The organism is Mucilaginibacter endophyticus (assembly GCF_003351025.1).
GTDB lineage: Bacteria > Bacteroidota > Bacteroidia > Sphingobacteriales > Sphingobacteriaceae > Mucilaginibacter > Mucilaginibacter endophyticus.
In genome coordinates this window covers 80,259-104,029 of sequence record NZ_QPCG01000007.1, presented here as the reverse complement: position 1 = coordinate 104,029, position 23,771 = coordinate 80,259, and the positions used below count along the sequence as shown (strand labels likewise).

At 44.2% G+C, this 23,771-nt stretch carries 15 protein-coding genes; 6 read left to right on the top strand and 9 right to left on the bottom strand.

The window, feature by feature from the left end; all coding sequences use genetic code 11:
- The first annotated feature begins 156 nt into the window (after window positions 1-156).
- The gene (rpiA, locus tag DUL71_RS25125; RefSeq protein ID WP_114940623.1) at window positions 157-846 is read left to right on the top strand and encodes a ribose 5-phosphate isomerase A; all 690 of its coding nucleotides are present in this window, start codon (window positions 157-159) and stop codon (window positions 844-846) included.
- 2 nt (window positions 847-848) lie between these two features.
- Here the strand turns inward: rpiA and DUL71_RS25120 are convergent, their stop codons facing one another.
- The 9 genes from DUL71_RS25120 to DUL71_RS25080 all read right to left on the bottom strand — a co-directional run bounded on the left by DUL71_RS25120 (window position 849) and on the right by DUL71_RS25080 (window position 13,795).
- Window positions 849-1,445: a TetR/AcrR family transcriptional regulator gene (locus DUL71_RS25120; RefSeq protein ID WP_114940622.1), complete on the bottom strand. Its 597-nt coding sequence runs from the start codon at window positions 1,443-1,445 to the stop codon at window positions 849-851.
- A gap of 4 nt (window positions 1,446-1,449) precedes the next feature.
- A complete protein-coding gene (locus DUL71_RS25115; protein WP_114940621.1) occupies window positions 1,450-2,049 on the bottom strand; it encodes a TetR/AcrR family transcriptional regulator in 600 nt (199 codons plus the stop codon).
- Between the two features lie 243 nt (window positions 2,050-2,292).
- Window positions 2,293-3,702 (bottom strand): efflux transporter outer membrane subunit, encoded by a 1,410-nt coding sequence (locus DUL71_RS25110; RefSeq protein WP_114940620.1) that lies wholly within the window; start codon window positions 3,700-3,702, stop codon window positions 2,293-2,295.
- A gap of 37 nt (window positions 3,703-3,739) precedes the next feature.
- Window positions 3,740-6,895 (bottom strand): efflux RND transporter permease subunit, encoded by a 3,156-nt coding sequence (locus DUL71_RS25105; protein ID WP_114940619.1) that lies wholly within the window; start codon window positions 6,893-6,895, stop codon window positions 3,740-3,742.
- A 54-nt stretch (window positions 6,896-6,949) separates the two neighbouring features.
- Window positions 6,950-8,116 carry an efflux RND transporter periplasmic adaptor subunit gene (locus tag DUL71_RS25100; protein ID WP_114940618.1) on the bottom strand — a complete coding sequence of 389 codons (1,167 nt, stop codon included), beginning with the start codon at window positions 8,114-8,116 and terminating at the stop codon, window positions 6,950-6,952.
- Window positions 8,117-8,220: 104 nt separating this feature from the next.
- Window positions 8,221-8,808, bottom strand: a complete 588-nt coding sequence (locus DUL71_RS25095; RefSeq protein WP_114940827.1) for a TetR/AcrR family transcriptional regulator — start codon at window positions 8,806-8,808, stop codon at window positions 8,221-8,223.
- 246 nt (window positions 8,809-9,054) lie between these two features.
- Window positions 9,055-9,954, bottom strand: a complete 900-nt coding sequence (locus DUL71_RS25090) for a helix-turn-helix domain-containing protein (protein WP_114940617.1) — start codon at window positions 9,952-9,954, stop codon at window positions 9,055-9,057.
- Window positions 9,955-10,077: 123 nt separating this feature from the next.
- Window positions 10,078-11,457, bottom strand: a complete 1,380-nt coding sequence (locus DUL71_RS25085) for a deoxyguanosinetriphosphate triphosphohydrolase (RefSeq protein WP_244228830.1) — start codon at window positions 11,455-11,457, stop codon at window positions 10,078-10,080.
- Between the two features lie 724 nt (window positions 11,458-12,181).
- The gene (locus tag DUL71_RS25080) at window positions 12,182-13,795 is read right to left on the bottom strand and encodes a Na+/H+ antiporter (RefSeq protein ID WP_167443315.1); all 1,614 of its coding nucleotides are present in this window, start codon (window positions 13,793-13,795) and stop codon (window positions 12,182-12,184) included.
- A 248-nt stretch (window positions 13,796-14,043) separates the two neighbouring features.
- Between DUL71_RS25080 and DUL71_RS25075 the strand changes: the two genes are divergently transcribed.
- The 5 genes from DUL71_RS25075 (at window position 14,044) to DUL71_RS25055 (ending at window position 23,649) form a co-directional block, all read left to right on the top strand.
- The gene (locus DUL71_RS25075; protein ID WP_114940616.1) at window positions 14,044-14,445 is read left to right on the top strand and encodes a hypothetical protein; all 402 of its coding nucleotides are present in this window, start codon (window positions 14,044-14,046) and stop codon (window positions 14,443-14,445) included.
- Between the two features lie 120 nt (window positions 14,446-14,565).
- Complete coding sequence (locus DUL71_RS25070; protein WP_114940615.1) at window positions 14,566-15,708, top strand: efflux RND transporter periplasmic adaptor subunit; 1,143 nt, start codon at window positions 14,566-14,568, stop codon at window positions 15,706-15,708.
- A 75-nt stretch (window positions 15,709-15,783) separates the two neighbouring features.
- Window positions 15,784-18,948: an efflux RND transporter permease subunit gene (locus tag DUL71_RS25065; RefSeq protein WP_114940614.1), complete on the top strand. Its 3,165-nt coding sequence runs from the start codon at window positions 15,784-15,786 to the stop codon at window positions 18,946-18,948.
- A gap of 12 nt (window positions 18,949-18,960) precedes the next feature.
- Entirely contained in the window at window positions 18,961-20,406 is a 1,446-nt protein-coding gene (locus DUL71_RS32555; protein ID WP_244228829.1) for a TolC family protein, read from the top strand.
- A 384-nt stretch (window positions 20,407-20,790) separates the two neighbouring features.
- Complete coding sequence (locus tag DUL71_RS25055) at window positions 20,791-23,649, top strand: M16 family metallopeptidase (RefSeq protein WP_114940613.1); 2,859 nt, start codon at window positions 20,791-20,793, stop codon at window positions 23,647-23,649.
- The last annotated feature ends 122 nt before the right edge of the window (window positions 23,650-23,771 follow it).

Sequence of the window (23,771 nt, the reverse complement as noted above, 5' to 3'; positions counted from 1 at the left end):
TAAAACAGTACAGAATAATAAAATAATAATTAGAAACACCAACATGAAAACATATGCAATATCAGCCCATCATACCCAATATTTGTGGGAGGGCATAGACGACTAAAAGAATAATTTGACGGGGGTTATTAGCGGCTGGTGCTGTATCTTAGCGCCATGATTGATTACAAACTGGAAGCAGCAAAAGCCGCTTTAACCTTAATAAGGCCCAACCAAACTATAGGTTTAGGAGCCGGAAGCACCATAGCACACCTGGTTAATATGCTGGCTCAAAACCCTGAGCTTGCGGCTTCATTAACATTTACATCATCATCATTTAAAACAACCCAATTATTAAGCAAACACGGCTTACGGATCCAGTCGCCGGCCTTGCTTCATAAATTAGATATCTACTTTGACGGCTGCGACCAATTTGACAGTGAACTGAATGCCCTGAAAAGCGGCGGCGGTATCCATACTACCGAAAAGATACTGGCTTCCATGGCACAGGAATTTATTTTGCTGGGCGATGAAGGAAAATTTTCGCCTCAGCTTAATGCAACTTATCCGCTTGTTATCGAGATCCTGCCACAAGCCTTACAAATTGTATTGGCAAAGCTAAACGCGCTTTTCCCATCTGCTACGCTTACACAACGCATGAGCACTCAAAAAGATGGCGCGCTGATATCAGACAATGGCAATATGCTTGTAGATGTACTATTTACCGAATTGCCTGAGCCTGCCCATTTAAATACGCTTGTAAAAATGATACCGGGTGTTGTGGAGCACTCTTTATTTTACCAGATAGCAAGCAGGGCAATTATTGCGGGAGAGAACGGCATCAAAACCATTTTACCTCAACGATAAACTTAATCGGGATTGTTTAACACTGTTATACCTTTTATGGTGCAAACGCCATAATTAAAATGGTTTAAAAGCTGTAGCTGTACATCCCACAAATTAAACTCGTTATGAGGATAGATAGATGAGTTAAACCCAAGCTCAATCTGGTTTACACGCATGATGGCTATTATCCTGGCGTCAATTTCCGGGCGGATGTAACCCTGATCGATACCTTTTTTCAACAGCTTCTCGATGATATTGACCATGAAGCCTGTTTTAAATTTCAGATAGAGCATCCAGCCTTCATGATGGTACTTCTGCAAATCGAACAATACAGCAGGGTTTACCCTTGAAAAGATCTCGCCTGTACATTTGGTCAGCTCAACCATCTCATCCATCACATTGCCGGCATCACTTATAATAGCACAAAGCATCGCCTCATCATCTGCAAGCCGCTTTTTCACCAGCGCCGTAACCAGATCATTCTTATCCCTGAAATGCTGATAGATTGTTTTTTTGGAGATGCCCAGATGGCGGGCGATATCATCCATAGTAATACTTTTTATACCTGCCTTTAGAAAAAGCTCTTCGCTCCCAATTAAAACCCGTTCCTTATCAATCATCACTTTATCCTGTTATCAGCGCATTGATCCCCTTGATGGCATCGATTAGGATCTCCTGGTTCATTTTCTCATCTTGCGTAAGCTGGATCATATTAATAGCTATCAAACCATGAATTATAGCCCAATAGGTATAGTATTTTTTTTGAACTTCCTCGTCACTTGCTTCGTGGGGTAAATAAAGCATCCGTATCACATCCGAAACCATCTCAGGAAATAGCTTCGCTTCGCCAATCCGGTTTTCTACCGGGCAACAGCCGGTTCCAACGGCAAACATCAGCTGATAAAGCTCTTTATAAGTAATTGCAAAACTCCAGTAAGCCAGCCACATGGCTTCCATTTGCTGTGCCGCTCCGGTATGCGCATCTTTGGCTATTTTAACCATGGCAACCAATTTCAGGTGACCAGTACGCGCAAGTTCTACATACAGCGCGTCTTTATTTTCAAAATACTCGTAAATGGCGGGGGCGGTGTATTCAATATTATCGGCAAGTTTCCGCATACTCAATGAATCGCACCCCTCACACTTAATCATATCCAACGCTGCGTCCAGTATCCTTCGGCGGGTATCGTCCTTTTGCCTTAATATCCGTTCTTTACTTCCCATGGTTTAACCTTGTAGCTACAAGCATATTATGCTTTAATTTACTCATTAATAAACAATTAATCACAATCAAATTACAATTATGACTATAGGTTTAGCATTGTAACAGGCTTTTATAAATATCAATTAGTCAGCATAGATAATAAATGTTTAAACAACTTCAAAATATGTCAAAATCACCACGGCAAAAAAAGAAGCCCGGCGCAAACCGGGCTTCTTGATTAACAGGGGATTAAAACTATTGTTCTATTTCCAACCGCCACCCAAAGCGCGGTAAAGGTTAACAATTGATTGCAGTTCCTGCAAACGATCATTAACACTGCTTAACTGGGCAGCCAGCAAACTTTGTTCGGAAGTTAAAACATCGGTATAATTAGTAGCCGAACTGTAACGAAGCAATTCCTTGGTATAATCAACCGATTTTTCGAGTGCCAGCAACTGCTTGGCCCTTGAGCCTTGCTTAGCAACGGCATTTTGATAAGAGAATAACGCGTTGGTTACCTCCTGCCCTGCCGTCAACAACGATTTTTGAAAAGCATAGTAAGCTTCCTGTTGCTGAGCCTGGGCTGTTCTTAAACGGGCCCGGTTTTGGCCTTTATTAAAAATAGGTTGGGTAATTCCGCCAACAAAATTGTAAAAGATAGAATGATCGAAGAAATTCTTCAGCTGCAGGGTTGATAAACCGCCCTGCCCGGTAATGGTAAGCTGCGGATAAAAATAAGTACGCGCCAGGTTAGTGTTTTCAAAGGCACTTCTGAACGCAAACTCGGCCTGTTGCACATCCGGGCGGTTTTTCAGCAATTGCGACGGGATTCCTGTTTTCAGATCCGCAACCGGTTTCTGGTCGTTCAGGCTTGTACGCTTGATGGTGCCCGGGGCCCTTGCCAATAAAATGCTCAGTGCATTCTCAGCTTCGCGGATGCTTTGTTTCAGGTCGGGAATAGTAACCTCAGCCGCATAGCGGTTAGCTTCGCTTTGTACAACAGCCGCGCCGTTTACTACGGCACCCTCTTTCAAGGCTTTTACTGTTTCTACATCCTTTACCCTGATAGCAAGCGTTTGCTCGGTAATAGCCAGTTGCTGATCAAGCGCCAGCAGGTTATAATAAGCATTGGCAATATCTGCCACCAACTGGGTTTGAACAGCTCTTTTAGCGGCATCGCTTTGTAATAATGAAGCCAACGCAGCCCTTTTAGCACTGCTTAGCTTACCCCAGATATCGGCTTCCCAACTTGTGCTTAAGGCCGCCTGGTAAGTTGTAGTTTTCAGGTTGAAGGAACTGGCAAACTCCGGCGGAAAATTCAAGCTTGCCGCCGATGTTTTTGCCCTTGTACCGGTGATACTTCCATCCAGGCTTGGCAGGTAGGCCGCCTTGCTTTGATTAAATGTAGCCTGTGCTTCATTGATGCGCTGTACGGCAGTTTTCAGATCAAGGTTTTCGCGCAATCCTTCCTGGATCAGGTTTACCAGTACCGTATCCGAAAACAACTGGTTCATCGGCATATTGGCCATTGATGTGGTATCGGTAATGGCGGTATCCCGGTAAAGCTTATCGGTATTTACTACCGGCTGCTGGTATTTTTTTGTAACACACGATGCAAATACCGCCGTTGCTGCCAACGTAGCCAATATTTGTCGTTTATATGAATGGATCATTTTGTTGCTTCTTAATTGTTTCTTAAAATTTTAGCTATCAGGCCAGTGTTTCCTCTTCAACTTCTATTTCCTGTTCGGCTGGCGTACCGCTGATACGTTCCTGCAACGATTGGAAAATGATGAACAGTACCGGTATTACAAACACACCGAATATGGTACCAATCAACATCCCCCCTACAGCGCCCGAACCTATCGAACGGTTACCTTCGGCACCTGCACCAGAGGCAAGCATCAGCGGAACCAAACCGAGGATAAACGCGAAAGAGGTCATCAAAATAGGTCTTAAACGTGCTACCGAACCATCAATAGCTGCCTGTACAATGCTTTCGCCGCTGCGCCTGCGTGCTACAGCAAACTCAACAATCAGGATGGCGTTTTTAGCTAACAGACCAATAAGCATGATGAGCGTGATTTGCAGGTAGATATTATTCTCGATCCCGAAGATGCGGGCGAAGATGAATGCGCCTGCCAAACCAATCGGCAATGATAACAGTACCGCGAACGGCAGGATATAACTTTCGTATTGCGCACTTAACAGGAAGTACACGAACACCAAACACAACATAAAAATGAAAATGGTTTGGCTGCCGCTGGCAATCTCCTCCCGTGTTAAGCCCGAAAACTCAAATCCATAACCGGCAGGCAGTGTTTTAGCACCTACCTCTTGTATGGCTTTAATAGCGTCACCGGTACTGAAGCCCGGTTTTGGCGCACCTGTTACCGAAATAGAGGTAAACAAGTTAAAGCGGTTGATAGACTCCGGACCATAAACCCTTTTCAGCGTAACAAACTCCGAAATCGGCGCCATCGTATTATTGGCGTTACGCACATACATATTGTTCAAACTACCGGTTGTGCCCCTGTATGCGGCATCAGCCTGGATCATTACACGATATTGTTTACCAAACTCGTTAAAGTTAGAAGCATAAACACCGCCGAAATAGCCCTGCAAAACGCTCAGTACCGAATTTACGGTGATACCCGCGTCTTTACATTTAGCCACATTTACATCAACCAAAAACTGTGGGAAGTTGGTATTAAAGAAAGTTGAGGCGTATTGAATTTCGGGACGTTGATTTAACGCTCCTAAAAATTTGCCGTTTATTTCGGCAAATTTCACGATGTCGCCGCCGGTTTTGTCCTGTACCTGGAACTCGAAACCACTACTGTTACCGAAACCCTGCAAAGTTGGCGGGGCAAAAAACAGGATGGTAGCGCCCTTGATCCCGGCGGTCATCCCAAAAAGTTTACCGGTAACGCTGTTCACGTCCGATCCTTTGGCTGTACGCTGATCCCATGGTTTCAGCTTGATCATGATCAAACCGTATGAACCGCCCGCACCGCTCAGAATGCCTTGCCCGGCAACCCTGATCACCGATTCAACCTCGGGTAATGACCGTACCATGCCTGATACCTTATCGATAACCTCGGTAGTACGCTCTAATGATGCAGCAGGAGGCAAGGATACGTCGCCGATGATGAAGCCCTGGTCTTCATTAGGCACAAAGCCCGATGGTGTTGTTTTGAGCAAAAACCAGAATATCGCGGCAAAAACCAGGATCCCTGCTATTGAAAGCCATTTTTTAGCCGCCAGAAAACCTACCGACCTTTTATACTTGCGGGTAAGTGAATCAAAGCTGGTGTTAAAGGCACTATAAAACCGCTGTAAAAAACCTGTTTTATGATGTTCACCTTCGGGATGCGGTTTTAATAACAAGGCGCACAAGGCCGGGCTTAATGTTAAAGCGTTTACTGCCGATATTAATATCGCGATAGCAAGCGTTAAACCAAACTGCTTATAAAACACACCGGTTGAACCTGTGATAAACGAAACTGGGATAAACACCGCAGCCATTACCAAAGTGATGGATACAATAGCCCCGCTGATATCATTCATGGCGCTGATGGTAGCGGCCTTTGCCGATTTAGCCCCATGATCAAGCTTGGCATGCACGGCCTCAACCACCACAATGGCATCATCCACCACAATACCGATAGCCAGTACCATGGCAAACAGGGTAAGTAGGTTGATGGTAAAACCAAACAATTGTAAAAAGAAGAACGTACCCACAATAGCTACCGGCACAGCGATAGCTGGGATCAATGTAGAACGGAAATCCTGAAGGAAAATAAACACTACGATAAATACAAGCACAAAGGCTTCGATAAGCGTATGCACTACCTTTTCTATCGAGGCATCCAAAAAGTCGTTGGCGCTGAAAAGGGACGTATAGCTAATACCCGCCGGGAACGTTTTTGAAGCGGCCTCAATAGTTTGCTCACAGTTTTTGATTAACTCGTGCGCGTTTGAACCTGCTGTTTGGTAAATGGCTATGGCTATGCCCGGCTTACCGTTCATGGTAGTAGCATTGGCATAACTTTGCGCGCCAAGCTCTACACGTGCTATATCTTTCAGACGCAATAACTGCCCTTTGGTTGATGAACGGATTACGATGTTCTCAAACTCGGGCACACTTGTCAATCGGCCTTTATATTTTAATACATATTGGAACGACTGGTTATCATTCTCGCCCACCTTACCCGGCGCAGCCTCAATATTTTGCTCGGCAAGGGCGTTGTTTACATCATCGGGAACAAGGCCATAGGTGGCCATTACATCTGGCTTTAACCAAATACGCATGGAGTAATCCTGTATACCAAATGACGACGCGTCACCAACGCCGTTGATACGCTTAATCTGCGGCAGCAGGTTAATGTTAGCGTAGTTTTGCAGAAATTTCTCGTCGTAACTTTTGTTATCGCTCGACAGGGAAAACACCATCACCATACTGCTTTGGCGTTTACTGGTGGTAACACCCGCCTTAGTTACTTCGGCAGGAAGTAAGCTGGTAGCTTTTGATACCCTGTTCTGCACGTTTACCGCAGCCAGATCGGGGTCGGTACCTTGTTTAAAGTAAACAGTAATTGCAGCGCTACCATCATTACTGGCGGTAGAGGTCATGTAGGTCATGTTTTCCACACCGTTTATCTGCTCCTCAAGCGGAACGATAACACTTTTCATCACCACCTCGGCATTGGCGCCCTGGTATGATGTTGATACCTGCACCGTTGGCGGCGCTATATCAGGGTATTGGGATATGGGCAATGTTGTAAGGCCCAAAATACCCAGTATTACTATGATTACCGATATTACGGTAGATAGCACTGGTCTTTCAATGAATGTACGTAACATATTATTTATGTTGATGCCGGGCTAAACAGCACAGCTATTGCTATAAAATTTATTTTATTCTCCGTAATTAGCCGCAATTTCCTGTGCTTCAGGTTTGATAACCGCGCCATCCTTTAAAGTAGCAGCGCCGTCGGTAACAACGGTATCGCCTGCTTTAAGGCCATCGGTAACTACATAGAACTGGCCCGCGGTTAAATCCATAACCTTGATCTCGGTGTTTTTAACCGCGCCTTTTCCATCAACCACATAAACAAAATGCTTTCCTTGCAGCTCGTAAGACGCTTTCTGTGGTATAAGCACCGCGTTTTTTACAGTTTGAGGGATACGGATAGTAGCACTACCACCACTGCGGATCAAACCAAGGGGATTAGGGAACGTAGCCCTGTAACTTGCCGATCCGGTTTCGGTATTGATTAACCCACTAATGGTTTCGACTTTACCTTTTTCGGCATAAGTACTGCCATCAGGCAATACAAGTGATACGGGCGGTGTGTTGGCCAGCTTCTCGTTCATGGTGCTGCCTTTTACAGTTCTTGAAAAATCAAGCAGCTGCTTTTCATTCAGGGCGAAGTAAGCGTATACCTTGCCGATGTTTGATACCGTTGTTAAAGGTTGTGCTGTTGAACCGGTAATGAGGCTACCTAATTTGTAAGGGATAGCTCCTACTACGCCATCAACCGGGCTGGTTATTACAGTATAACCTAAATTGGTTTTGGCATTGGCTAAACTGGCTTTTGCCTGGGCAAGCGCGGCTTTGCGGGCTTTCAAAGTGTATTCGGCCGATTCAAGCTCATAGTGGCTGATGATATCTTTTTCAACCAGGGGCTTGGTTTTGTTAACCTGTAACTCGGCCGAGCTTACATCAGCTTCTGCAGTGGCGATGGCAGCATTGGCGGTATTTACTTCCTGCGCATATTGTGGCGCGCTGAGCTTAAAAAGCAGCTGGCCTTTTTTTACCACGCTGCCTTCATCGATATAAATCTGGTCGACATAACCATCAACTTTTGGGCGGATTTCGATATTTTGTTGCCCCTGTAGTGTAGCGGGATATTCGTTGTTCAGCGTGGCATCATGTAAACTAATTTTAAAAACCGGGTAACTCTGTGGCGGTTGCGGGCCACCTGCGGCCATTGCGGCACCCTGGTTTTGACCACCGCCGCATGACGACAATAAAATTAAGGCGGCACTAAAGCCGGTTAGCAGTTGAACTGTATTTTTCATAAATATAAACTTGTAGCTATTGGATTGAATTGATATAAAAGGCATTGCAGGTATGTGTGTTAATTATTCTGTTTGACAAATGCGTTAATAACGGGGTAAATTTTTTATTGGAAAATCATTTTACAGATCATCTTCTTTCGCTCGTTGATGAGGCAGGCATAACCCTCATTGCTTAGTTCGAAAGCCTTTTTGTAGATGGGGCTCATAATAAGCGGGTACGACATCAGCGAGAACAGGTTAAGCACAAAGTGTACAGGGTTCATGCTTTCAATGTTGCCGGCTTCCATTTCGGCTTTGATCTGCTCCAGGAACATCTGGATATGATGGGGCTTAACCTCGTTGGTGTATTTACAGCTATTTGAATTGAGTTCGGTGATCAGAAAAGTTTCCTGGTATGGATAAGCGTTGGCCTCGGTTAAAAACAGATCGATAAAATTTTCGATCTTCTGTTTAAACGGCAGATCGGAAGCCATTACAGCATCAAGGCGCGTAGTTAAAGCAAGCATAGCTTCTTTAAACACCTGTTCAATTAAAATATCCTTGGTGCGGAAATAGTAATTTAACAACGTGCGGCTCACTCCGGCTGCATCGGCAATATCCTGGGTATTGGCGTGTAGCCTGCCTTCGGCAAAAAAAATGTGCTTGGCGGTATTCTTAATTAACTGCTCGGCACCGGTATCCCTTATTGGCATAAAAACAAACGGCATTTAACCAGGCACACTATTATGCCCGGCTGCACCAAAAATTGATGACAGGGCAAAATTGCCCCAATTATCGTTTTTGCAGAATGTTTAAAAGATGGCGCAATATGTCAAAAAGTCGTTTTCGATAAAAAGATTGTAATAGAATAGTAATTTTGATTATACTATTACAACGATACTATCGCTTTGTAATTAAAATTACAACGGCACCCATCCAAATAAAATGACTGATAATTATTAAGGGGTTTGGCGATATTTACTGGGACTGATACCGCATTGTTTTTTGAAAAACTTACTGAAAAAGAATTGGTCGGCAAAGTTGAGATACGCTGCTACCTGGGCTATGGTCAATGCCGGATCATTTAAGGCTACCTTCGCCTCCATGATCACTATTTCATCAATAAACTCGCCTGCTGTTTTACCTGTTACCTCTTTTACAGTTTGGGAAAGGTATTTAGGGGTTATATTTAACATAGCGGCATAAGCCTGCACGCTTCTTTCCGTCTTGAAATGCTGCGGCAGGGTCTTCAGGAAACGAAAAGTTAATTCCTCCTTACGTGTGCCTTTTATCCCTTCTAATTTTTCCTGCTTTTTATATAAGGCACTTACCTCATAAATAAAACCGGTGAAAAGATTCAATAATACTTCATCCCGAAAAGCAAGCTCATCGCAGATGTCTATTTTACTTTCAATAATATTTAGGATTGCCGTAAGCGGGGCCATTGACTTTTCACCGGTAACCAACAATGGGCTAACCTGCGACGATAAAAAATCAAATGCCTCAACATTTTTGGTGTGTATACTGGTTGCTGATAAATAGGCCGATGTAAATATGACAGAGGTAAGCCGACAATCCGGCGAAACGTTAAGAAACTGGCGAACGGTATTTGGCGCGATGAGCAGAATGTTGTCCTTTTTTACATTATACTCCAATAGGCCTACATTGATGGAAAAATCGCCTTCATGAACCAGCGTAAAAGAAAAATGATCTGACCGGAAAGGGTACAGAATTGGCACTTCGACATCGCTCGGATTAAATGAAGTTACATACAAGCCTTTATGCTGACTTGTAATGCCAAGCGGAGCAAGCAATTGCTCCATGGTATGCGTCTGTACAGGCAGGATCTCTTTTGGCATAAGGCAATTATAAGGCTCCTACGCTAATTTTGCGAATTAAATTGAAAACGAAACGCGTGAAAGCCAGACTTACGAAGTTTTTGAAACTTCGTAAGTCTTACTATTTTTTTAGGCAAATAATAATCAACTCATCGACGGGAACGAGATCCCCTTGATCTTCCTGAACAATTCAACAGCATACAGGTCTGTCATACCCGAAACAAAATCAAGAATGGTCTGGATCTTTGAATAATCATCCCCGGCTTTGGTTAAAAACTGTTTAGGGATCAGTTCGATCAATTTCTCGTGGTATTTTGAATTATTTTTTAAATACGCGGGAACGAACTCTTCCAATAAACCGCCCATTACTTTATAGCCGGCAACTTCCTTCTGCACTACCGAACTATAGTTGTAGATTTTTTTTACCGATACCTTTTCAATTGCTTTCATGGCAGATCGGAGCGGTTCTTCAATAGCGTCCATCAATGCTGAATTAAAATCGCCATTCATTATCTCTTCCTGTTTGTCATAAAAAAGATTAGAGCATTGATTTACTAAAGTATTTATTGCTATCGCCCTCAAATACCCAACTTTGGCATCGCTATCGTCAAACTCTTCCAATCGCTCTTCCATTCTGGGGATAGTACACAAAGGCATCAGCAGCGCTTTCACTTCCTCATAGGAGAGTATTTTAAGGCGATGGGCATCCTCCAAGTCAACAACATTATAGCAAATATCATCAGCGGCCTCAACAAGGTACACCAATGGATGCCTTTTGTAAATAAGTTCATCGCCCTCTACCCTGATCAAACCCAAATCATTAGCTATCTTTTCAAAATCCTGCTGCTCGGAATCGAAGAAACCGTATTTTTTCCGGTAGATGACACCCTTTTTATGCCCGGCTACAGATGAACATGGATATTTTGCTATAGAAGCTATGGTAGAATATGTTAACGCCAAACTCCCCCGGCCTTTACCCGCAAACTGATGGGTTAATAACCGTAAGGCATTGGCATTACCTTCAAAATGGGTCAGATCTTCCCATTGCTGAGCGGTGACAGTTTCTTTGTAATCTTTACCCGCTCCTTCTGCAAAATAATACGAAATAGCAGATTCGCCTGAGTGGCCAAAAGCAGGGTTACCCAGGTCATGCGCCAAACAAGCTGCCGCGATCATATTACCAATCTCGCTTATCAGCGGGTATTTCTTTTCTACCTCGGGATCTTCCTTAAGCATCCGGTTAAAATGCATACGACCTAACGAGCGGCCTACACTGGCCACTTCCAAACTATGGGTAAGCCGATTGTGTACAAAAATGCTTCCGGGTAAAGGGAATACCTGGGTTTTGTTCTGCAACCTCCTGAATGGCGATGAAAAAATTATCCGGTCGTAATCCCGCTGAAACTCCGATCGGGCATCAATATGGTTTGCAATATATTTATCCTCGTAACCCCAGCGCTTCGCTGATAGTAGTTTATCCCAATTCATGATAGTATGATGTGTATAGGCGGCAAAAGTAGCCATTATACCCGAAAGAAATGATTGCCTTTAAACGGCGGGAAACCTATTTGAAATCGACAGTTAAAGGAGGCACCTACGGAGCCATAGGTTAGCTTTACAATTTCTATAAACATGGTACTCCTACGGAGTTTTTCTATGTGCGCTTTCCTAACTCCGTAGGAGTACCATGGTTGTAGGGAAAATCAATCGAGTATTGGCTCCGTAGGTGCCCCCTGTTCTAAAAGTGATTTCTAAACCTACACCACCTCAAAATGCTGCCTCAATTTTTCTTCTTCCAGGTCAAGCAGATCTAATTGCTGCTTCACTATTTCATCGCTGATGTTTTTTTTAGAGTTAGCTTTACAATTTCTATAAACATGGTACTCCTACGGAGTTTTTCTATGTGCGCTTTCCTAACTCCGTAGGAGTACCATGGTTGTAGGGAAAATCAATCGAGTATTGGCTCCGTAGGTGCCCCCTGTTCTAAAAGTGATTTCTAAACCTACACCACCTCAAAATGCTGCCTCAATTTTTCTTCTTCCAGGTCAAGCAGATCTAATTGCTGCTTCACTATTTCATCGCTGATGTTTTTTTTAGAGTTAGCTTTACAATTTCTATAAACATGGTACTCCTACGGAGTTTTTCTATGTGCGCTTTCCTAACTCCGTAGGAGTACCATGGTTGTAGGGAAAATCAATCGAGTATTGGCTCCGTAGGTGCCCCCTGTTCTAAAAGTGATTTTCTAAACCTACACCACCTCAAAATGCTGCCTCAATTTTTCTTCTTCCAGGTCAAGCAGATCTAATTGCTGCTTTACAATTTCGTCGCTGATGTTTTCTTTTTTATTGAGGTTTAACAACAGATCGCGCTGTTGAGCCATAACATCATTTAAGATCATTCGGTAATCGTGGTAAAATTCGCTGGCGCGCTGCTCGCTGTTGTCTTTTTCCCAATCCTTCAGTAGTTCCATATCGGCACTTAGCCTCAGTCTGAATGCCTTGATCATATCATTGCCATCTAAACGGTCGGCATATTTATCTTCAAGTATCTGTAAAGCCAACTTTGATAACTTCTTTCTAACCAGCTGTTTTTGCTGTTCATGTGAACCTGTATAGTCACGATCTGGCAGGTTTACAAGTTTTACTAATATGGGCAAAGTAAGTCCCTGAACAACCAGTGTAAATATGATGACAACGAATGTGATAAACAGGATAAGGTTTCGTTGAGGAAAGGCTGCACCAGAAGGTAAAAGCTCAGGGATACTTAGCGCGGCGGCAAGCGAAACCACCCCACGCATACCCGTCCAGCCGAGTAATAATGGCCCTTTCCAACCCGGGCTTGGGTCGGCAGTAGTGATGTACCGGCTGATAAAGACCGTAAATATTGTAGCACCGTAAGTACTTGCCAAGCGGGCCAGTATCAACACACCGGTTATAATCAAACTATAATTTATCGCCGGCTTTACCCCTTCAGGTCCGAGCGCTTTTATAATAACAGGAAACTCCAAGCCTATCAAAATAAAAACAAAACCATTTAACACAAAAGCTACTGTTTCCCAAACATTTACCCCCTGTAACCTGCTGCGATAACTTAAAATCACCTGCCGTTGCGATGAAAGGAATAAACCGCCGCTCACAACAGCCAGCACACCCGAAAAGTGAAACTCCTCCGCAGCCATGTACATCACGTATGGCGTTATAAACGTGAGGATAATATCAATATTAGCCGTGGTTGGCAACCACCGGTGTATGGTATAAAAAATCAAGCCCACAGCCAGGCCGATAACTATACCCATTACTATCACTAAAACAAAGCTCAAGGCGGCCTGGCCAAATGCAAACTTACCGGTAAGCACAGCGGCCAGTGCAAACCTGAATATCACCAAACTCGATGCATCGTTCATGAGGCTTTCGCCCTCAACAATAGCTACAAATCGTTTAGGAACTTTAACGTTTTTCAGAATATTGCTGGCCGATACAGCATCAGGTGGTGAAATTATCCCTCCGAGCAGAAAACCAAGGGGTAAAGTAAATCCCGCGATTAGGCTATTTGACACAAAGGCTATTAAGCATGAGGTTAAAATGACTATTAGGAATGCAAAACTTGAAATTATCCTGCGCCATTTCCAAAAATCTTTCCAGGATGTGTTCCAGGCAGATTCATAAAGTAAGGGTGGTAAAAAGATCACGAAGATCAGATCGGGATTTATTTCAATGCCTTTTAAAAACGGCACGAAACCCAGGGGCAAACCAATAAGTACAAGTAATATGGGATAGGCGATTTTTATCTTCTGCCCAAGCATTACAACAGACAGAATAACAAGCAATAAGCAGGTACATTGGATAATAAGGTGATGCAGCATGTAGCTAAAATACAATTATTCAACGAGTAAAGTTTGCTTCCGCTTGTGTTAAGCACCTTAAAAAGGTCCGAACAAATAACAGTTTTGACTGTTCTGATAACATTAACTTAATTTTTGAATAAAAAATTGAGATAGAAAAAGATAAAATACTAAAGAACAGCATTAAAAAATAAAAATAAAGTCATTTTATATCAAAAAAAATACAAAGTCATTTCTATAGCTTCAAAAATTTTGGTAATTTCGCAATCATGTGGTCGTCGATAAAAAAAATATTCTTCGCATTATTTTTTTTCCAGCTTGCAATAGCTGTAGCACCTGCTAACGCCGAATCAATTTTAACCCACTACAAAAAATCAGGTCGGGCTGCCGATGTAATTTCCCTTACCCACCAAAGGATCATTGGTCAAATTCAGCAGCAGGAAGTACAGGATGATTCGCCCGATTCTGATGGTAACGAAGCTGCCCATACCCGTAACATCATACGTTTTTTACCGAGCAGGGTAAATTATTCTTCGGCATTATTACCGGGGCAACAGCTTCTACTGGCAGATGTTGTATCAACCGTAGAAAAACAACACAATCAGAATAAATCCATAAAAGGCTTCTTGCCTGCATATTATAATTTCCTCTTCAGGCTCAGTCCGTTCTGATCCTTTTTTCCGTTCAAATGCCGTTTCGCGGCAAATCCCTGTTTTTACACAATCAAATTTAACATTGGCTAACAGTACGTGATATGCACTGCTTTGCCTATTACCCCCAATTCGGAAAAAATGAAAAGGTTAATTATTTATATGCCCTTACTGGCCATAATTGCCGGTATATTTGTCACGGGCTGCTCATCAAAAGCTAAAACCAGTAACGAAGCCGCTGCTACAGATACCCTGCAATTGCCGGTGCTAACTTTACATACAAGAGATACAGTTCTTCAAAAATCATACGTTGCCGACATCCAGGCTCAAAAAAATATCGAGATCCGTTCACGTGTCCGCGGCTTTCTTGAAAAGATTTATATAGATGAAGGCAAACAGGTTAAAAAAGGCCAGCTATTATTTAAACTTAACGACCAGGAATTTAAAGTAAACCTATCAAAAGCCAAGGCTGCATTGAGTAATGCCATGGCCGATGCCAAGGCAACAGAACTTGAGGTAGTACGGGTTAAACTACTGGTTGACAAGAAAGTAATATCAAAATCTGAACTTGAAGTTGCCGAGTCAAAAATGAATGCTGATAAGGCGACCATTGAAGAAGCACGCTCTATGGTACAAAGTGCAGAAGACCAGCTGGCATACACTTATATCCACGCGCCGTTTGATGGCATCATCGACAGGATCCCGCTTAAATCGGGCAGTTTGATTGATGAGGGTACTTTGCTTACCAGCTTATCCGACATCAGCTCAATGTATGCTTACTTCAGCTTCCCGGAAAATGAGTACCTGCAATACATCCGCAAAAAAGAATCGGCACCGGGCCAAACAAGCGATAAAGTTAAGCTGGTATTAGCTGATGGACTGGACTTCCCCTACCAGGGCGAAATAGAAACCGTAGAAGCCGAAATTGAGCAAAAAACAGGTTCTATCAACTTCAGGGCAAAGTTCCCTAATCCTCAAAAACTGTTAAGACATGGCGCTACCGGTAAGCTTTTTATCTCCACAAAGGCTGATAGCGTGATCATGGTGCCACAGCAATCGGTATTTGATATACAGGATAAAAGCTACGTATACATAGTTGACAAGGATAATAAACTGCACATGCAGGCATTTTTGCCGCAAACCCGTTTTTCTACCTATTACATTGTAAAAGACGGCTTAAAAGCAGGCGACAGGATCTTGTTTCAGGGAGCGCAAAACGTACGTGACGGCATGATCATTAAACCAAGGAAAATGGCAAAAGACTCATTGCTGGCAATGAAGTAATCAGTTGCCCATGCTTCCTTTTCGGGCCGCGTAAACGCGCGGCACAGGTTTATTGTACACTTACCCTAACAAACTATGTTCGAAACTTTTATAAAGCGGCCAGTGCTGTCGCTTGTTATCTCATTGATAATTACCATGCTGGGCGTGCTGGCGTTAATAACGCTGCCCGTTACCCAGTTCCCTGATATTGTACCGCCATCGGTAACGGTAACAGCCAATTACACCGGTGCCAATGCCGAGGTGTGCGCCAAAGCCGTAGCTACTCCATTGGAGCGTGCCATCAACGGTGTGCCAGGCATGACTTATATGTCTACCGTTTGTAGTAACGACGGTTTAACGGTGATCCAGATCTACTTTAACGTTGGGGTTGACCCAGACCAGGCCGCGGTGAACGTTCAAAACCGTGTGGCCACCATTATTGACGAAATGCCGGAAGAAGTTATTAAAGCCGGTGTTACCACAGAAAAAGAAGTAAACAGTATGCTGATGTACCTGAACATCATGAGCCAGGACACCAGCATGGACGAGAAATTCATCTATAACTTCACCGATATCAACGTTTTGCAGGAACTTAAGCGAATTGAAGGTGTAGGTAGGGCCGAGATCATGGGTGCTAAGGAATACTCCATGCGTGTATGGCTTAAACCCGACAGGATGATGGCCTACAAGGTATCTACCGATGAGGTGATAGAGGCTATTCGTGCCCAAAACGTTGAAGCGGCACCGGGTAAAACCGGCCAAAGCTCGGATAAAACCCCGCAGGCGCTACAATATGTATTGCGCTATCCGGGTAAGTTTTTTGAGCCCAAACAATACGAAAACATAGTGATCCGTGCAGAAGAAGATGGCTCGGTATTAAGATTGAAAGAAATTGCTGATGTTGAATTTGGTTCGTTAACCTACAGTATGGTATCCAATACTGATGGTAAGCCTTCGGCATCAATTATGATAAAACAACGCCCCGGCTCAAATGCCCGCGACGTTATCAATAACATTAAAACCCGCATGGCCGAGCTTAAGGAAAGCTCTTTCCCGGCCGGGATGACCTTCAACGTAAACTATGATGTATCCCGCTTTTTGGATGCATCCATACATGAAGTATTACGTACGCTGGTTGAGGCTTTTATACTGGTTTTCATTGTAGTATTTATTTTCCTGCAAGATTTCAGGTCTACCTTAATTCCCGCTTTGGCCGTGCCGGTAGCCCTCATTGGCTCACTGTTTTTTATGCAGATGCTGGGTTTCTCCATCAACCTGCTCACGCTGTTCGCCCTGGTACTGGCTATTGGTATTGTGGTGGATAACGCAATTGTAGTGGTGGAAGCAGTACACGTAAAGATGACCGAAAACCACATGAACGCCATGGATGCCACTGTTAGCGCTATGCGTGAGATCAGCGGGGCCATCGTGGCTATTACGCTGGTAATGTCGGCGGTATTTGTGCCGGTGGCTTTCATGTCGGGACCAGTTGGTGTGTTTTACAGGCAGTTTTCGCTTACGCTGGCTATCTCTATTGTGATATCGGGCGTTAACGCGTTAACACTTACCCCTGCCCTTTGCGCCATTATGCTTAAACATAATCCTGCATCGCAAAAGAAAACCTTATTGCAGCGCTTTTTTGGTGGCTTTAACAATAAATACAACGGGTTGCAGAATAAGTATTCAACCTTCATGACTTACCTGTCGCCACGCAAGGGTATTACGTTGATACTGTTGGCAGGCTTCTTCATACTAACCTGGGGCACCAGCGCTATTTTGCCGACAGGTTTTATCCCAACTGAAGACCAGGGCATGCTTTACGTAAACGTGACAACGCCTGCAGGCGCCACTGTTGAACGTACCGAACAGGTGCTGAAAGAGATTGAAGCCAAAACCAAATCAATGAAATCTATCGAATCGGTTTCAACGCTTTCTGGCTACAGTTTGGTGAACGAGATAGCGGGTGCATCATACGGTATGGCCATGATCAACCTTAAACCATGGGATGAGCGTGAAGAGTCGTTAGATGATATCATTGCCGAGCTAACCGCGAAAACAAAAAACATCGGCGATGCTTCTATCCAGTTCTTTCCCCCGCCTACTGTACCAGGCTTTGGTAATGCCAGTGGTTTTGAAATCCGTGTACTGGATAAAAGTGGCCAGGGTGATTTGCAAAAAGCCGCCGATGTAACCAAAAACTTTGTCGATGCGCTGAACGCTTCGCCGGAGATTGCCGGTGCATTTACCAGCTTCGACCCTAATTTTCCGCAGTACATGATCTCTGTCGATCAGCAAACGGCCGCGCAGAAAGGTATCACTGTTGATAAGGCCATGTCCACCCTTCAAACGTTGATGGGCAGCTTTTATGCCTCTAATTTTATCCGTTTCGGGCAGATGTATAAGGTGATGGTACAAGCCTCGCCCGAGTACAGATCACGCCCGGAGGATGTATTAAACCTGCAGGTTAAAAACGACAAAGGCGAAATGGTGCCGTTCTCAACGTTTATCAAAATGGAAAAAGTGTTCGGCCCCGAACAACTTACCCGTTACAATATGTATACATCAGCCATGGTTACTGGTGACGCCGACAAAGGTTTCAGCAGCGGTGATGCTATTAAAGCCATTGAACGTATAGCAGCCGAAAAACTTCCTAAAGGTTACGCCTTTGAATGGTCGGGTATGACACGTGAGCAGATTCTGTCGGGCAACCAGGCCATCTACATTTTCGTGATCTGTTTGATATTCGTTTACCTGTTGCTGGCCGCCCAGTATGAGAGCTTTTTACTGCCGCTTCCGGTTATCCTTTCGCTGCCTACGGGTATTTTTGGAGCATTCTTCTTTTTGAAGATCACCGGGCTCGAAAACAACATCTACGCGCAGGTGGCACTGGTGATGCTTATAGGCCTGTTAGGCAAAAACGCCATCCTGATAGTTGAGTTTGCTATCCAACGGCAAAAAGAAGGCCTGAGCGTTTTGAAGGCCGCTATTGAAGGCGCGGTTTCCCGTTTACGGCCAATACTCATGACCTCGCTGGCATTTATTGCAGGCTTGATCCCGTTGTGCGTAGCGAGTGGCGCTGGTGCTATGGGTAACCGTTCCATAGGTACCGCTGCCGCCGGAGGCATGTTGATGGGAACCATCTTTGGTTTGATCCTTATTCCGGGGTTGTACGTGATTTTCGCAGGCCTGGCCGAACGGAACAAAAAGAAGAAGCCGGCTACAGAAGTAGTTCATCATGAACTGGATATCGTTAATAATTAATCAAGATCTGCAATGCTAAAAAAAGCAAGTTTCTATATACTTAATACGGCACTTTTACTGGTAATCATGGCCGGTTGCAAAAGCTATAAGCCGGTCACGGGCCAGGAAGTAACTGCCAACCTGCCGTCAACATTTAACAATAATACCGATACGGCAACGGTTGCAAGCCTGCCCATCGGTCAGTTTTTTGCCGATCAAAGACTCGTTAATCTCATCGACACAGCACTTAAAGCCAATCCCGATTTGTTAAGCGCCCTGCAAAGGGTTGAAGCCGCAAGGGCTAACCTCCGCTTCAACGCTTCAAAGCTTTTACCTACCATAAATCTGGCTGCAAATGCCGGCGTTGAAAAATACGGCGATTACACCCAAAACGGCGTGGGTAATTATGACACCAATTTTTCAAATAACATCAACAGCGATCAGCGTATCCCTAACCCGGTACCTAACTATTTCCTGGGCTTTCAAAGCTCATGGGAGGTTGACCTTTGGGGCAAGCTGAACAATCAGAAAAAGGCGGCCTTTGCAAGATTCCTGGCCAGTCAAAGCGGTTATCGTTTGGTTACAACCGCAATTACAGCCCAAATCGCTGGGCTTTATTACCAGTTGCTGGCTTATGATACCGAATTAGGCATCATTAAAAAGAACATCAAACTCCAGGAGCATGCGCTGGAGATTGTTAAAATCCAAAAGCTTGGTGGTCGTGCTACGGAGTTGGCAGTTCAGCAGTTTGAGGCGCAGTTATCCCGTACAAAAGGCTTGGAGTATACCACCCGCCAGCAAATCACCGAAAGCGAGAACCAGCTTCGTTTTTTAACCGGGAGCTATTCGGGCAAAGTATCACGGGATACTTCTATCATGAAAACCAAGCTTCCTGTAGTTATCGGTACCGGTGTCCCATCTCAAATGTTATTGAACCGCCCGGATATCCGCGGCGCCGAGTTGGAGCTTACAGCAATGAATGCCGATATTAAAGCGGCAAGGGCAAACTTTTTCCCTACTTTAACTTTAACTCCATATGTTGGCTATAACAGCTTCAGGGCAAACCTATTATTTGACCCGGCTTCGTTTACCTATGGTATTTTAGGAGGTATCACCGCCCCTATCTTCAATCGCAAAGCTATCAAAGCCGAATATGAGCGAACCATAGCCGAGCAAAAGATAGCGGTGTACAATTATCAAAAAAGCATCCTGTCGGGCTTCCAGGAGGTGAACAACAATTTAAGCGGAATAGAGAATTTTAACCGCGCCTTTGAGTTTAAGCAACAGGAGTTGCAAGCGCTTAACAACGCCCTTTCTGTTGCCAACGACCTATATCTTGTTGGCCGGGCCAATTACCTCGAGATCATCACTGCCCAGCGCAGCGTACTTGATGCCGAGCTTGAATTGGCCGGCATTAAACGTGATATATTTTTAAGCTCGGTTAATTTATACCAGGCTGTTGGTGGTGGCTGGAGATAAGTTATTATTTAACCAAACAAAAACGGGCGCTTGTTGGCGCCCATTTTTGTTAAAAGGGATTCCGAAACCTTTTAAAGCATGGGATTGTGCGATTCCCTCCCCTGGGAGGGTGTAGGGAGGGGTTTCAGCGAGTGCCAGGCCGTTTCAAAGTCGCATAAACCCCTCCCTGCCAATACTCAATCCTAACGCACCCCTCCCAAGGGAGGGAATTGTCAATGCATGAGCTCAATTCCTCACAGAGCACCCGTCACAAATCCGTTACACAAATCAAATTACATCGCAATAATATTAACCAGTAGTATAAAATTGCTTAATATAGTAGCTTTCGATGCTTGCTGAAGGAAGCATCTACTGACTGACTTATTACTTAAACAATTAACACAAATGATCAAACATTTAAAGCATGCATTGATTGCCCCATCAATTGCTGTACTGGCTTTTAACGCCGCTGCTCAAACCGGTGCTCAGCCAAAGCTCATTGAAAAGGTTACCCGCAAGGGAACCGAGCTGGTGATCCCTTATGAAAAGTATGTATTACCTAATGGCCTTACCGTTATTTTGGCCGAAGACCATTCCGACCCGCTTGTTCACGTTGATATAACCTATCACGTAGGTTCGGCGCGCGAGGAGATAGGTAAATCTGGCTTTGCGCATTTCTTCGAGCACATGATGTTCCAGGGGTCGGACCATGTGGCAAATGGCGATCACTTCAAGATCATTACAGAAGCAGGCGGTACCCTGAACGGATCAACCAACCGCGACCGCACCAATTATTACGAAACAGTGCCGGCCAACCAGTTGGAAAAAATGCTTTGGCTGGAATCTGACAGAATGGGTTTCCTGCTTGATGCTGTTACTCAACAAAAATTTGAAGTTCAGCGTGCAACTGTAAAAAACGAACGCGGGCAGAATTATGATAACCGTCCGTACGGTTTAGTTGGCCAGTATGCTTCAAAAACATTATATCCATATGGTCACCCCTACTCATGGCTTACCATTGGTTACATCGAGGAGTTAAATAAAGTAGGTGTAAACGATCTTAAAAACTTTTTCCTGAGATGGTACGGCCCTAATAATGCCACGCTAACCATTGGCGGCGATCTTAATCCTAAGCAAACCTTAGCCTGGGTAAGCAAATATTTCGGCAGCATCCCAAGAGGCCCGATGGTAAAAAACATGTCGTTACCGGCACCGGTATTAAAAGCCGACAGGTATGTGTCCTATACAGACAACTACGCCAAATTCCCGCTGTTATCCATCAGTTATCCGGGAGTTAAAATCTATGACAAAGATATGTCACCGTTGGACGCATTATCGGCTATCATCGGTCAGGGACGTAACTCTATATTTTATAAAAACTTTGTAAAAACCCGTAAGGCTGCACAGGCAACCATGGGTTCATCTAACACAGAACTTGCCGGCGAGATCAGCATTAGGGTTGTACCTTTCCCTGGTCAAACTTTGGCCGATGCTAAGAAACTGGTAGATGAATCGTTAGTTGAATTTGAGAAAAAAGGTGTAAGCGACGATGATCTGGCCCGCTTTAAAGCAAGCTCTGAAGCTGATTACATCAACAGCCTGTCAAGCGTAAGCGGTAAAGTGTCAGAACTGGCGCAGGCTCAAACTTTCACCGGTAACCCTAACCAAATTGGCCGCGAACTGGCTGCCATTCGTGCGGTTACTAAAGAAGATGTAATGCGCGTTTATAACCAATACGTTAAAGGCAAACCTGCCGTAATATTAAGCGTATTGCCTAAAGGCGGCAACTTGCAGCCGGTAGCTCCTGACAATTTCACTGTTGATACAACCGGTTATAAAGCGCCCGATTATGGTTACAAAGGTTTGGTTTATCACAAACCTAAAGACAGTTTCGACCGCGCTGCAAAACCGGGTGTTGGCGCCAACCCGGCTATTAAGGTTCCGGCTATATGGTCGGCCAATACGCCAAATGGTATCAATATCATTGGCACACAAAATAATGAGATTCCTTCGGTGTCTATGACTATCGCTATTAAAGGCGGTGGTTTGTTTGCGATCAATGATCCGGCGAAGGCAGGCCTGGCAAACATTGTTGCCCGCATGATGAACGAAGAAACCCAGAAATATACAGCTGAAGATTTCAACTCCGAACTGGATAAACTGGGCAGCAGTATTACCTTTTACGCCAGTTTAGACCAGATTGGTGCCGAGGTATCATCACTCACCAAAAACCTGGGCAAAACCATGTCGCTGCTGGAAGAAAGGTTATACCACCCTAAATTTACTCAGGACGCGCTTGACAGGATCAAGAAACAAACGTTGGAGGGCTTTAAACAGGCCAAAACCCAGCCTGCAGGTGTTGCCAGCACGGTTTATAGCAAAATACTGTACGGTACAGATAACGTACGTACTTACGCCGCCGGAGGTAACGAAGAAACTGTTGCCGGTATAACTTTGCAGGATGTTCAGGATTACTACGATAAAAACTTCGCTCCGTCATTAACAAAAATTGTTGTGGTGGGCGATGTAAGCGAAGCATCTGCAAAAAGTGCCCTTGCTTTCTTAAACTCATGGAAAGATAAAAAAGTAACCGTCCCTGCTCCGGTTGAAGGCAAAACGTTTGATAAAACTACACTGTACCTGGTTGATATCCCGGGTGCAGCGCAATCAGAGATCCGGATCGGGTATCTTGATAAACTTAACTATGATGCCACCGGCGATTATTATAAACTGAACATTGCCAACTACATTTTAGGCGGCGCGTTCAACAGCCACATCAACCTTAACCTGCGGGAGAAAAAGGGCTGGACTTATGGTGCCCGCTCATCATTCAGCTCGGGTAAATATGGCGGCGACTTCACCGCATCGGCCGGGGTATTGGCTACGGCTACAGATAGTTCGGTGGTTGAATTCATGAAGGAGATCACCAATTATCAAAAAACAGGCATTACTCCCGACGAATTGAAGTTCACTCAGACCTCCATCGGTCAGAGTGATGCACGCCGTTATGAAACCAACGCACAAAAAGCAGCGTTTTTATCACGCATTCAAGAGTATGATTTGAAGCCTACTTATGTTGATGAGCAAAACAAGATCTTATCAAGCATTACTCCTGCCGAGATCAATACGCTCGCGTCAAAATATCTTATCCCGGATAACATGATCATTTTAGTTGTTGGCGATAAAGCAAGGATTGCTCCGGGCTTACAAAAATTGGGATACCCTATTGTTGAACTTGACGTTGATGGCAAGCCAAAGCAATAAGTTAACATAGCAGCAGACTGCAAATCCCCTTATGTCGATATTGGCATAAGGGGATTTTTATTTTGATAATCAATACATTGCTAAAAACTATAGCCATCGATGCTATTATTTCTGTAGGTTCT